General features: G+C 43.5%; 11 protein-coding genes. 2 read left to right on the forward strand and 9 right to left on the reverse strand.

Annotation, left to right across the window (positions count from 1 at the left end; all coding sequences use genetic code 11):
* Window positions 1-9 precede the first annotated feature (9 nt).
* Window positions 10-2,577 carry a DUF2339 domain-containing protein gene (locus NYE35_RS29930; RefSeq protein ID WP_038573760.1) on the reverse strand — a complete coding sequence of 856 codons (2,568 nt, stop codon included), beginning with the start codon at window positions 2,575-2,577 and terminating at the stop codon, window positions 10-12.
* A 192-nt stretch (window positions 2,578-2,769) separates the two neighbouring features.
* On the opposite strand from NYE35_RS29930, the gene NYE35_RS29935 reads away from it, so the two are divergent.
* Window positions 2,770-3,810, forward strand: coding sequence for a stalk domain-containing protein (locus NYE35_RS29935; protein ID WP_036682152.1), 1,041 nt, complete (start codon window positions 2,770-2,772; stop codon window positions 3,808-3,810).
* Between the two features lie 535 nt (window positions 3,811-4,345).
* On the opposite strand, the gene NYE35_RS29940 is transcribed toward NYE35_RS29935, so the two are convergent.
* From NYE35_RS29940 to NYE35_RS29975, 8 genes are all read right to left on the reverse strand, one after another.
* Window positions 4,346-7,063, reverse strand: coding sequence for a CHASE3 domain-containing protein (locus NYE35_RS29940; RefSeq protein WP_081383979.1), 2,718 nt, complete (start codon window positions 7,061-7,063; stop codon window positions 4,346-4,348).
* A gap of 213 nt (window positions 7,064-7,276) precedes the next feature.
* The gene (locus tag NYE35_RS29945) at window positions 7,277-7,984 is read right to left on the reverse strand and encodes a DNA alkylation repair protein (protein WP_341122524.1); all 708 of its coding nucleotides are present in this window, start codon (window positions 7,982-7,984) and stop codon (window positions 7,277-7,279) included.
* Window positions 7,985-8,017: 33 nt separating this feature from the next.
* Window positions 8,018-9,592 (reverse strand): histidine kinase N-terminal 7TM domain-containing diguanylate cyclase, encoded by a 1,575-nt coding sequence (locus NYE35_RS29950; protein WP_341122359.1) that lies wholly within the window; start codon window positions 9,590-9,592, stop codon window positions 8,018-8,020.
* An 83-nt stretch (window positions 9,593-9,675) separates the two neighbouring features.
* Window positions 9,676-10,197 carry a YcxB family protein gene (locus NYE35_RS29955; protein WP_036682157.1) on the reverse strand — a complete coding sequence of 174 codons (522 nt, stop codon included), beginning with the start codon at window positions 10,195-10,197 and terminating at the stop codon, window positions 9,676-9,678.
* 131 nt (window positions 10,198-10,328) lie between these two features.
* Entirely contained in the window at window positions 10,329-10,577 is a 249-nt protein-coding gene (locus tag NYE35_RS29960; protein ID WP_036682161.1) for a type B 50S ribosomal protein L31, read from the reverse strand.
* A gap of 223 nt (window positions 10,578-10,800) precedes the next feature.
* Window positions 10,801-11,589: an SDR family oxidoreductase gene (locus NYE35_RS29965; RefSeq protein ID WP_341122525.1), complete on the reverse strand. Its 789-nt coding sequence runs from the start codon at window positions 11,587-11,589 to the stop codon at window positions 10,801-10,803.
* Between the two features lie 16 nt (window positions 11,590-11,605).
* The gene (locus tag NYE35_RS29970; protein WP_076099728.1) at window positions 11,606-12,376 is read right to left on the reverse strand and encodes a DODA-type extradiol aromatic ring-opening family dioxygenase; all 771 of its coding nucleotides are present in this window, start codon (window positions 12,374-12,376) and stop codon (window positions 11,606-11,608) included.
* A complete protein-coding gene (locus NYE35_RS29975; RefSeq protein ID WP_036682167.1) occupies window positions 12,373-13,026 on the reverse strand; it encodes an alpha/beta hydrolase in 654 nt (217 codons plus the stop codon). Before NYE35_RS29975 ends, NYE35_RS29970 begins: the two co-directional genes overlap by 4 nt.
* Window positions 13,027-13,169: 143 nt before the next feature.
* On the opposite strand from NYE35_RS29975, the gene NYE35_RS29980 reads away from it, so the two are divergent.
* Entirely contained in the window at window positions 13,170-13,721 is a 552-nt protein-coding gene (locus NYE35_RS29980) for a helix-turn-helix domain-containing protein (RefSeq protein WP_341122361.1), read from the forward strand.
* Window positions 13,722-13,727 lie beyond the last annotated feature (6 nt).

Raw genomic sequence — 13,727 nt, forward strand, 5'->3', positions numbered from 1 at the left:
CTCTGTATTTTATCCTTTAGTACCATTATCGGCGGTTGTCTGGCCCTCCTCCATCCGGTTTGACACCTTTTGATAGAGATAGGAGATGCCGAGCAAGCAGATGCCAAAGCTGGCATAGGCTATGATTTTGCTGCCAGTGTTCAGCAGACCCAAATCATAAAGCAGCAGCTTGCCCGTTGCCAGCAGTGTTAATCCAAGGCCGAAGCGCCGGATGTACACATACCTTTTGCGGAAGCCATACATGATAAACAGAACGGCTAATAGTAGATAAATGAGACTAAAAATTAACCCTGCATCACTCAATTGCAATTGCACTCCTAGGAAAGCGGTGATAATGCCGAGTAGATAAATCGCCATGAAAACAGGATAGATCTCCATACTCTTAAACTGGCGATTCAGCGCTGCAATCAGCAGATCACGTCCGCTAAACCAAACAAAGATATTAAAGATAATCAGTACGGCCAGTGCGATATAATCAGCTGCTGTATTTTGCGCGAGATTATTTTGCAGACTTGGCAGGCCTACTGTAATTACTATACAAATGACGTAGCCAATCCCAAACAGAAATCTCACAAAATATTTAACAATTGTGTCATACAGCACCTTCACCTTTGGCAGCGCGTAAGCCAGAACCAAGGTCCATACAGCGGAGAGCAGTAAATTATAGAAGGTTCTATGCGCAAAGTCCTCCGGTACAACCAGATGATACAATCTTCTCGATTCATACAAGCCGTAAATCCAGAAATTTAATAACGCCGCATATTTAAACCACAAGGCTAAGGTGATTTCATAAGGTTCGCTGCGCTGAAGAGCATCCTTACGGTTATGCTGAACAGCATACAACACCGCGACAATCAGCATGCCTGCTGTGATAAAGACATATTTTAGCGGGAAGTAGACATCTCTAAAATTCGTCCATTGATAGTCTGCGACCCACTGCGTCGGTACATTTAGACAGAAGAATACTACAAGGCAGAGCATCATAATGCCCCAGCCTGCCCTTTCCATCCCCTTAAAGCGGTTCAGATTGCCATACAGCGTAAGAACGACGCCCTCAATCAGCCAACCGATGGACCACCAAGCCGCTCCAAATTGAAATGGAATCATCAATATGCCGAAGGTCAGTGAAGTGGCGTAGAACAGCAGCATGCTTTCTTTTTCCTGTGGCATCAGCTTCTCAAGCCCTCGACCCAGACCGAGATACAGCAGGCAGAAAAGCAACGCCAGTGCACCATTGTAATCCTTCAGTCCTGCATCCATAAATAAAATATACAAGGTGAGACAGCTAATAAACGTATTACATCCTAAGAGAGAGAAATCCCACCAGGACAGCTTGGAACGATATTTGAACGGGTACCACAAGGTAATTCCCAGATACATCGCAAAAGTCAAAACAGCATAACACATATTAATTCCGTTGCTATCAGACAAAGCTATTAATATGAGCATGGAGGGTGTATTAAATAAGTAGCTGATATAATTGACAACGTTCCAGCGTTTGCGGAAAGAAATCAATAAGATGAATAAATTCAATAGAAACAAGTAACCCATAGCTACATAAACCGCGTTGCCCGAAAGGCCAAACGCCCCCAGATAAGAGTATAAGGGCAGATATCCTCCGATTAAGCCCAGCGCACAAATACTCCGTGATTCATACCTTAAAGACAGGAGTACCGCAGTTAAAGTAACGAGTACAGACAAGGATAATCCTACATATATACTAATAATATCAAGCAGAAAATAGCTATAGAAAATAGAGCCATACAGCACCGAAATCCCGCCGCCAAGCAGCCCTAAAGCAAAGGTACCTTTTCCTTTGCGGTATAACCACTCCCCGCCTCCCAGCATCAATAATCCCAGTAGAAAAAAAGCGCTTCCCTTCATATAACCTGTGAACCAGTTGGAATAGGTATACCGGAAGCCTGCCCCCACCGCCAAAATCAACAGCAGAATACCCAGCTTGTTAATCCAGCTTAGTCCAATCTTCATTTCGATCTGATTTTGTTTTCTTCGGCGCTTCAGCACCTCTTCACTGATCTCTTCCGAGGCAAAATCATGTAATCCATTATCCATGCCCGAGTTGAGGCGAAGTTCCGCTTCCCTCATTCTCTGCCGCTGTGCCAGCACACGCTCATTTAATTCTGCCGCCAACGCCCCAAGTCGACTGGATATCTCTGCTTGTTCCTCACCCAGCTGCCTGGAGGCTGTATGGTACAGCTGCTGAATATGACGTTTCGTCTCCACTTCAAAAGCCGTCAGACGATCTGTATGAGCATGGCTTCTAGAGGCAAAATAAGTCTGCAGCTTCTGCCTCGACACTTTAAGAATGCCCAGCTTTTCATCTAAAATCTGTTCCGTTAGCGCAACTCTTAGCTCAGTATTCTCTTCTTGAAGCTTACCTACCTGAGTCTTTAGCTCGACCAAAGCAAGCTTATGCTTCTCATATTGCTTCTTCAAGTATTCATTCTCGTTGACCAGATCGTGACTTTCATATTCCGCAATCAGAGCCTCATATTCCTTAATAAGCCCGTCCTGCTGTACCTTCATGAATCTCAGTCGATCTTTGAATGACTCCATAGCGCCTCCTTATGTGAGCGATTGTTAATACTTACATATTACTACATATAGCTGTGGGGTCTTATGCTTTTTTTATATTTGCAGTGAATGAAGATTACGATCGGGATGCAAAAAAACTGCAACATTTTGGAGGGGTGTCCCGTCAGAATAATAACAACACTAACAAAAAGATTTTAAAAGGAGCTCACAACCATGAACAACATTTTAAAAACAAGTACAGTTCTTTTAACTTTGTCACTAGCACTTTCTACAGGAGCAGCTTATGCTGCACCCACCACAACTTCTGCTAAAAATGAGGCTACACAAACCTCCGCTAGCGTTAATCAAAAGACGTTTGCGATTGAAATCAACGGATCGACTATTAAAGAAACAGGCTTCCAAAGCACAAATGGCAAAGAGCCGATGGTGCCACTACGTTCGATTACTGAAGCCCTTGGATTTGAATTAACCTGGAATGCACAGAATAAATCCGTTGAACTTATCAATGGCGCTGTATTCACTACAGTGAAAGCTGGAGAAGATCGTTATAGTATCAACAAAATGTATACAACACTTGGAACTGCACCACAATTGGTTGACTCCACTTTGTATGTCCCAGCTTCCTTTTTAAGCGAAGTAATTCATCAAAACATGACTGTGAAGGGAGATTCCATTGTGATCAACACAAATGCCGCCGAGCAGCACATGACTAAGACTGGTGTGATTACAGCAGTCTATGATGGTGGTAAATACCAATCCGTTCAAATCCAAGGTGTAGGTACGGATGGAATCGTATTAAATGTAGGGGAAGATACGGCTATTGAGATGGCAGACGGCACTAAAATTGCACTCAAAGATCTCCATATCGGTATGACTGTAAAAGCAGAACACTCCATGGTCATGACTATGAGTCTTCCGCCACAAACACCAACTTACAAAATCACCGTTCTGGATAAGCAGAAACAAGATGATCTTCTAGGTACTGCTGGCACTATTGAAGAAGTTCAAAAAGACGATGAAGGAAATATCAGTATCACTGTTAAAGGCAGTGGCCTGAGCGAATTGTCACAAAAAGAAGTAGTACTGCGCATTAACGAAGACACAGTACTCATTAATAAAGACGGCGAAGCTGTTAAAAGCAGCGAGCTTGTTAAAGGTACAAAAGTTATCGGATTCTACAGCCCAGTGCTGACCAGAAGCCTGCCACCAATCGGCACAGCTGTCAAAGTTGTAGTAGATTCTGCGCAACAATAAGTGAGAGACTGAAATCTTATTAAAAAGATTCCAAAGAGACATTAAAACAGCGATCCTTCCGTTATGGGAGGATCGCTGTTTTGCGTTTTGGGCAATAGGGTGGCTGACTCGCTTCAGCCGATTTGAGGTAAACGAAAGCCGGCTGAACGCCTAGGCACACTTTTGCTCGCCTGCTGCAGAGTTTTGGATGATCATAATTGCGAGGCTTACGGACCCAGATGACGTTATTTCCGATTTTTCCGCCTTTAGAGCAGCGTTTCGGACTCCAGCGCCACCATTCATTAAAAAGAGGGCATATTCGGTATTTTTTATGCCAATAGCGTCAGTGGGGTCCGTTAGAATTACAAATGTGGTAAAAAGCTGCGTTAACGGTCAGCTGTGTCCGATAGCAGATTATAGTTACTTCGTTCGCGCAACTTCGTTTGAATTATCCGAAGTTAGAGGTCTAGTTCAACGTCAACAAAACAGGGGTGCCCCAGCAGCCATTGTCATGACTACTAGGACACCCCATGATTGTTTCCGTCCATTATCTATTTCATGAATCGCTAGCTAGAATCAATTGCATCAACGCTAATAAACGTTCCAGGTTAATCGGCTTGCTAAGATAATCTGTTGCACCTGCCTGAAGGATTTTAGCCTTATCTTCCTTCATCGCTTTTGCAGTCAGTGCAATGATGGGAATATCCTTCTTTGCGGGCATTTGTCTGATCCGATTGATTGCCTCATATCCGTTCATCACTGGCATCATAATATCCATAAGAACGATGTCTATAGAAGCCGCTTGCTCCAGTTCAAACAGGCCGCTCTCTCCGTTAGTAGCTGTAGTTACATGCAGCCCGCGCTTTCTTAGGGTATTTGATAAAGCAAACAAATTCCGTTCATCATCATCCACGATAAGTACATGCTTTTGATTCAGAGAAGTGAAGTCATTACGTGTATCCTCAGCCGTTGTAGCGGCAAGTACCACTCCATTCCCAATCTCTTGAATAACAGTCGCTTGATCAGCCACTTCCTCAAGGCTTGGGGCCTCAAGCTTCAAGGGCAAATACACTGTAAAGACGCTACCCACTCCTTCTTGACTCTCCACTATAATTCTACCACCGAGCAGGGTTGCCAGCTCTCTAGATATGGATAACCCAAGCCCTGTTCCACCATATTGACGTTCTGTATTTCCATTTGCCTGTTGAAAAGCCTCGAAGATAATCGACTGCTTTTCTTTTGAAATCCCAATTCCAGTATCCTTGATGGCGAAGGCAATAAATTCCCCTGTATACGAATCTGCCAAATCCAGCAGCTCGTCCTTAGTTGCTGAGCGGATTTCCAGAGTGACTGCGCCTTCCGCTGTAAACTTAAACGCATTGGACAGCAAATTTATAATAATTTGCCGCACTCTTTGAGCATCCGAATAAAACAGCGGGGGTAAGTTCTCTCCCAGCTGTATTTGCAAAGGAATCTCTTTTTTGCGGGAAAGCTGACTGAAGTTCTGGATCATTGCCTCCGGAATCTCCGATATATTTATCGCTTCAATTTCAATATTCAGCTTTCCTGCCTCAACCTTGGACAAATCCAGAATGTCATTAATCAGCGCCAGCAGATCTTGTCCCGAAGAATGAATGGCTTTTGAGAATTCAATATCCTCTTCGCTTAAAGCTCCCGACTGATTCTCCATAAGAAATTCGGAGAGCAGCAGAATGCCGTTAAGCGGAGTTCGCAGTTCGTGAGACATGTTAGCCAGAAACTCTGATTTATATTGTGAGCTTTGCTGCAATAACTCTGTGTATTCACTGAGTTCCGTTTGAGCTCTTTCCGCCTCTAGTGACTTTTGTTCCGCCAGCAGTTTCTTATCCTCCAGCTTTCTATTCGTTGCATGCAGTGACTCCGTCTGGATTTGCAGCTCCTCAGACTGAGTCTGTAGTTCCTCGGTATATACCTGTAGCTCTTCGTTTAGACGCTGAGATTGTGCCAGAAGTTGGTCAATCTTCATAATGCTAATCGTACTGTTAATTGCGGAGCCAAAGGCATTCGAAATAGACCCTAGGAACTTAACCTGCAATTGCGTAAGTGGAGCAAAGGCGGCGATTTCCACCACAGCAACTACCTCACCCGAAAAAGAAATCGGCATTAGTAGAAGCGCCTTCGGCGCAGAAATACCCAACCCAGATTGTATGCTAATATAATCCTCCGGCAGATCCTGTATTTGCATCAAGCGCGCCTCTTTAGCACATTGTCCAACTAGACCTTCTCCGATCTGGAATGCCCGCTGATCTGGAATGTTACTGCTTCCGCCAAAAGTAGAGACTCTCTTAAAGAAATCTCGATCATGGTCCTGTGTTCGAACATATAAGGAACCATATGGGTAATCGAGGACTTCTGCGGTTTTGCCAAGAAAAATGTCGCCCAGTTGCGAGATATGTGTGATGCCCTGATACCTCGCCAACAATTCGTTTGCGTTAGCCTGAATCCATATCCGCTCTTGTTGCGTGTCTATCAGATGATTCGTAGCTACGCTCAGATCCCTGATCTCATCATTCGTGGTGATCTCTATCCTTGTCTTCATATCTTCGTCAGATTCCAATTCTGCAATCGTATGGGTAACTTTACGAACCGTACTAACGATGGCGCGTGAATTGATCCACGAAGCGACCATCGCGGTAACCGCTATAATTGCCCAAGCAATATAAAGAAGCTCTAGCAATAATTTATTCTTGTCTGCTTGTCTAGCAATCAGACTGTTGGTGTTCTCTTTCATCGTCTCGCGGTAAGTGCTGATCTGATTACGAATCCGGTCCATTTGATCTTTGCCGTCGTCGGAATTGAAGTATCTTAGGAGCTCAGCGTCCTGTCCCTCTTTTTTCAACTGGATCACATAATTTCCCGACTGTTCGATCCATTGCTTAATTTTACTTTCAATACCCAACAGACGCTGTAACTGTAAAGAATCATTAGCAGTCAGCACGTAAAGCTTATCATAATTAGCTTCCCATTCAGCCTTACCCAAATTGTAGGGCTCCAGATACTTGTTATCGCCGGTGATGACATATCCACGTTGTCCGGTTTCCATATCTAAAATATTCTTCTCAATTAGATTAGCCAAATTAGTAATCTCTCGATCCTGATGAGAGATGAAGCTGGTTTCCCGCTGTAGAGCATTGATTCTTCCATGCATGACAAAAACAAATCCTAATAGACAGATCACGATTAAAACTGTAATTGACAGTATTTTATACTGCAAAGTGAATCGACGTTTGTTCACAACTAGCCTCCGTCCTGTCTTCTAACTATAAACCCCTTTCTATTCTACATCATTGCAAAAGATTACTTGAATAAGGCTTCATTAATTCTTCTATGTAAATTTTGACTGCTGCTAATTTAAACAATTTCCGCAGGGTTGAAACACTTGTTTTTCCCGGAATAAAAAAAAACCCACAAGTGCCTTTCTCCTTGAAGGGTTACCTAAATATCTAACTCAGCAAATACAAGTTTTCTTCTTCACACCTAGCTTCCCAGCCTGTTCAACCTTAGCAATATAATCAACAGCCATGGGAACTTTACAAGCGGTTTGTCCCACGTTCACCTGGACCTTACCTATGCCTGCTGCGATCTTTGCTGCCTCCTCATGCAGTTCTGTGATACTGCTGCCCACCATAATTACAAAAGTATTCATCGTATAACGGACACGATTCCGCTCCTGATGAATAGTAGCGCCTACTTGTTGTAACAACTCCCTAATCTCAGCGATGTCCAGCTTATCATCCGGTGTAATTGAAATGTAATTTGCATGAGTGCTCCAGCCGCAAACGGCTATTAGTTCATCCGAGGAACGAATCCACTCTCTCGCAAGTTCCAATCCATATGGACTCTCTGCGGCGAGAGGGGATACTATATATTCCACTACCGCATGCCAACTGGCCGCCGAAGCCCAGCTTTGAAGCTCTTGCTTCGTCATAGTCTTGGGATTGACGGTTAGCCCAGCCAAATACATTGCATCGTAATTGCCTGTCTGATACAAAGCCCTTGCCAGACTCTGATCTTTTTTCACATCCTTAACCAGCTTCTTCATATCCCCTACCTTTACTCCAAATAAAGGTTCCACTGCGCCATGTCGTAAGAAGGTACGTTTCGTCTGCTCTGTACCCATCTCCTCAAGCTTGCTCATCACTTCATCAACAGTCAGATTCATTAGGCTACTCCCTTATCTTCGATGTTCTTATCCCTTTACTGTTTCTCTTATGATCGGTTCACGACCTAACGTAACTCTGTTCTTCCCTGTATTCTTAGAGTGATATAACGCTTCATCCGCTTCCCGATATAAATCTTCGAAAGTCACCTCTCTACGCTCCGTAAAAGAGATTCCGATACTTGCGGTAAGATGAATGCTATCCTGTTCATTCAAGATTATCGTGTAATCACTCATCATTGTACGAAAATTCTCTGCTTCTTTTAAGGCTGCACATTTATCTTCAGCGAAAAAGCATACGGCAAATTCCTCGCCACCCACTCTTCCAGCAATACCTTTATTCTGGTATACCTGAAGTATTTTATTCGAGAAATCAACTAACGCCTGATCGCCCGCTAAATGACCATAAGTATCATTAATTAATTTAAAATCATCAATGTCAAATAACAGCAGAGCCAATCCTAATCCATCCGGGATCGTTTGATTCTGGACCCTTTGCATGAAATGCCTGCGATTATATAGCCCTGTCAGATCGTCAACCGTTGCCTGATAGACCAGCTCACGCTCATACCGCTTCTTCTCACTATGATCACTAAACACAATAAGCATACCCTTATTCTCTGTTGTCGCATGTTCCGTAGCAATTAAAGAAACCCCATAACAGAGCTCCCCTGCGCCAGAACAAACTACCTCAAACTGTCCCTCCGTCCTCTGACTGTAATGAGCTGCAATGTCTTTGTGAGACTTCATAAAAAGATCAATGTTTTTTCCCATCCAGTTATCGTTCGCTATTCCGGTAATGTCGTATAAAATAGCAGTCGCCGCATCATTTATGCCAATGATATTATCATAACGGTCAGTCAGAACTACGCCGTCTTTCATGTGCTCTAGAATTTTGTTTTTGGTTAGAGGGAAGATGGTTAATTTGGAGCTAACAAAAAGTGCGAAATAAGCCGCTATAATCGCAGGCAAATAAGTAAACGCCGTAAAACCTGTAATGGTAATCTTCAAGAGGGGAAGTAAAAAGACGGAAATAACCGGAACTAGCAAACCCGCCAACAGCAGCAAATTAGTCCGCAAATAAACTCTCGGGGTATTCAGTAGGGAAACTGCCAGCAAGCAGACTGCATATAGCCCAAAAAGCTGATCATACGCAATAAAAGCCATACTAAGGAGCGTAGGCTTTACAGCAATTCCACTAACACCCGCGACCGTCAGGACGGCCACTTCACTGCGCATCAGATGATGATAGCTATCCGTAAAAATAAGAAGTACATCCATAACAATAGGGATAGAGAAGATGGCAAGCTTCACGGGCAGGCGCCCTGTGGAAGGAGATACGTATTCTGTTACCACAGCATAAGTAAAGAGCGCACTAAAAAAAAGCGGAGCCTGCTGCACATTCTTCCACCACAGCTTAGACTGAAAAGAGGGTGACATAATCTCTCCGGCCGTTGCAACAAATATAAGGCTGACTAACAGCATTAAGATCCACAAATAGCGTCTGCCTGCTAACTTACGGTGCCGATAGGAGCTGACGCCCATGTACAGACTTAGAACACTGCCCATTAATAAGTAATACGGATATCCCTGAATCCATGGCATGCCATATTTCTCCTATTTTTCAAGTCGCTCCTATCATTATAGCCTAATCCTTGGTACAAATGAATCAACAATAACAGCACATCTTATGCCTTAAATTTCACCCGATTGGAGAACATATATTTTCTGGCTAAATCCTTAAATGTTATTTTATCTTGTGCCGATTCAAAGAAACGTTTAGGGATAATCAGCGCTCTCTGTGTGGACACAAAAAACACAAACAAGTTCGTAGTTTCACCTATCTTATGTATCTCTTCCCACTTCACTTGTCCAGTGCCCGCTTCGGAAAGATAAGATATGCCTTCATCTGAAATCGTATAATTTTGCGGTTGCTGAATTAGGCTATCTGTTTTGAACGCCTTCTTGGATTTTTTGATCAAGCTTGCCTTGGTCATATACCATAAGACAGCGGCAAGAATTATAGCAGTCACAGCCAGGATTGAGATGCTTTGAGTACTGTAATCCTTAGTAATTAATAACAAAATCATAAAGTAAGCGACTACGCTAAAAGAGTTGAGTATAATCCGGCTATTCAAGCTAAACCATAAGTTAAACTCCTGAACGTCTTCACTCTTTAGGACTGTATCTACTTTTATTACATTTTCCATCACTGATCGCTCCCTCGACGCCATGTATATTTTTAAATTCATCTCATTTTAACATGCCTGAACACAAAAAAGGGACATCCCCGAAGCGATTGCTTCTACATGGGTTGTCCCTCTTCAATCCGTAAGGATTCTTATTTCTTTTGTGCAAGACGTTGTTTGAACTTGTCAACACGGCCGCCTTGTTCTGTATCTCTTTGTTTACCAGTGTAAAATGGGTGGGATGCGGAACTTGCGTCCACACGGAGCACTGGGTAAGTGTTGCCGTCTTCCCATTCCATAGTTTCATTGGATGATTTAGTAGATGCACTCAAGAATTTGAAGCCTACGCTTGCATCCAAGAAAATCACTTGGTTGTACTTAGGATGTATGCCTTCTCTCATTCTAATCGTCCTCCTTCTGAATAAATTCGTGGAGCCTTTATGGTAAATTATCCAAATGATCTGTAGGTTTATATATAGTATAACCTAATAAACGTAGGAAAATTCGTAAATCTTACGATTTAGACCACCGCTCCATCATACGCTTATTTAGAGCACAAAGCAACTAATATTGAAATTACTAATATTTCCATAACCTTTCAAAGCCTACCCATAACGCCGGAAGTTAGAGCGATTTCACCATTCCTCCATCGACTAAAAGAGATTGTCCCGTAACATAAGTATTCGCAAAAGAGCCTAGAAAAACAGCAGCCTTGCCGAATTCTTCGGGCGTGCCCAATCTTCCTAACGGGATTTGCAGCAGCGCTTCCTCTTGAATCTGCTCCATAGGGATCCCCTCTGCTTGCGCACGTTTGCCGTCTAGTTGAAGAATCCTGTCGGTTGCAATACGCCCTGGTGCGATCGTATTAATTAAAATGCAATCCGCAGCCAGCTCAGTAGCCAAGCTCTTGGTCAAGGCATACACGCCAGCGCGAAAAACATTGGAAAGAATCAGTTCCTCAATAGGCTGCTTGATAGAAATCGAGCTTATATTAACGATTCGCCCTGCCCCAGAAGAGCGCAGATGCGGCAGTGATTCACGAATCAAACGAATGGTGCTCATCAGTGTGAGCTCAAACCCCTGGTTCCAATCCGCGTCTTCCATATCAGCGAAACCTCCGCCATGAGGCCCCCCCGCATTGGTCACTACAATATCAAGCCCACCGTTTTGGGCTACAGCCGTTTGAATAGCATGTACGATATCCTCTGGGACAGTCACATCCATCTGAACAATGTTCACCTGCTGTCCTGTGGCTGCCTGAATCTCTTTCTGTGCGTCTACAAGCTGCTCCATACTCCTGCTGGCGATCATTACCTTCGCCCCCTCACGGGCGTACTCCAGCGCAGTTGCGAGTCCTAACCCTTTACTTGCTGCGGCTACAAAAACTGATTTCCCACGAAGTCCCAAGTCCATCATTAATGCCTCCTTCTTAATTAAACTCCCAACAGCTAAGACTTAAATTGCCATACTGATAACTTCGGTGCAGCAGCTTCGCTTCTTTCCCTTTATCGCCAGCTCCCATAGCTATTATCAGAGGGATAAAGTGCTCATTAGTCGGCACTGCATCAATACCATAGGGAGCAAGCTCCTGATAGTTAAATAGCGACTCTGTATCCCAAGCTTCCACCCTGTGCTGCAGCCAGTCATCGAATGTCTCCGCCCATTTCTCGACGTTCTCCATTCCCCACTTCACGCTACGCAAATTATGGACAGTTCCACCGCTGCCAATAATCATAATATCCTGCTCACGCAGCTCAGATAAAGCCTTACCCATTAAATATTGCTGTTCATTGGACAGCTCTCGATTAACTGACAAAGACACGACAGGAATATCTGCATTCGGATAGATTAATTTAAGAATAGCCCAAGCTCCGTGATCTAGTCCACGCTCTGTATTTAATTTGCTGACAATCCCATTCTTGTGGAACAGAGACATAATTTGCTGTGCAACCTCATTGTCTCCTTTGGCAGGATAAGTCATTCGATACATCTCATCTGGGAAGCCATAGAAATCATAGATGGTGTCGAAAGTCTCCATAACTCCAACCGACTGTGTGTGTTCTTCAAAATGTGCAGAAAATAGAACAATCGCTTTAGGTTTGACATTCCTCTCAGCGAGCTCCCCAAGAAATTTCGTATATGCATTGTTATCAAGTACCAGAGAAGGAGCACCGTGGGCAATAAAGTATGAAGGTATCATAGTTTATCACTCCCTAAGTTCTGCAGTAACCAAGCGATCAGGTCCTGCTGATTCTGCGGTAATACACCATGATCCGAAGGATAAGTTTTAAAGGTTAATAATGGGGTTAGACCTTCGAAATAAGCGGCTGTTTCTGTCCCCACTGAAATTGGAAATACAGAATCATATTCACCATGCGAGATGAAGACCGATACCTCCTGCACACTCTTCAGCTCATAATCTGTCTTCACAAACCCCGGAACATAACCGTTCAGCGCCACAATTCCCCGAAGCGAATTCCCCATTGTAAGAGCGAGTGTCATGGACAAAATGGCTCCTTGACTGAAGCCAAGCAGATAACGGTGTTTAGCATCTATAGGATATTTGTCGGTGGCGTATTCGATAAACTGCTGCAATTGCGATACAGCCTGATCAAACTGCTCACGGATGGGATGACCTAGACTTTTGAGATCATAATATTGAAATCCAGCCCCTAAAATCATATTTCCCCGAATCCCGATAATAATAAACTCTTCAGACAAGGGCTCGACAAGTCCGAACATATTCTTCTCATTGGAACCTTTGCCATGCAAGGTGAAGATAACCGGATAAACCCGATTCACATCGTAGCCGGAAGGTAGACTGACATCATATATATAAGGTGCCTTCATACTAAACACTCCTTCAAAATATTTGTAATACAAAAATAATATTTGTAAGGATAATATTATAAACCTCTGGCTAGTATGTCAATTAATAATTTGTTAATATAAAAATATATTTGCTATTACTAATATTAAAAGGGGCTTTACTTATGAATATAGGTTCAAACATTCGTACAATCCGTAAAAGAAAACATATAACGATTGCCCAAATCTGTGAAACTACTGGCCTGTCACAGGGTTTTATGAGCCAGGTTGAGACTAATAAGACCTCTCCCTCGATCGCTACCCTTAGCCTGATTGCGGATGCGCTGAACGTTCCGTTGGCTTATTTGCTATTAAAAAAGGAAGAGCGGATGCAGGTGGTACGATCCGAGGATCGGCAAATCACCAGTAGCGGAAGTGATCGACTGCAAGTTGAACATTTAAGCTCGGCAGGTGGTGTACGAATGGTGCTTGTCCATTTCCCTCCGGGTACGTCTACGGGTGAAACTCCGCAGGCGCACGAAGGCAAAGAGGTCCATTTAGTGATAAAAGGTGAGGTTTATGCGGAGCAAGGTGAAGATTTCGGGATGTTCCAAGCGGGGGATTCCTTTAGCTGGAATGCCTGTGTGCCACATCTGGTCATAAATAAAGGCGATGAGCCGGCAAGCGTGCTCATCGCCATCCATACAGAGGCTGATAGTGAAACTGTTGATTTTTAAGCTGGT

This window comes from Paenibacillus sp. FSL L8-0494 (genome assembly GCF_038003695.1).
Classification (GTDB): domain Bacteria; phylum Bacillota; class Bacilli; order Paenibacillales; family Paenibacillaceae; genus Paenibacillus_AQ; species Paenibacillus_AQ odorifer.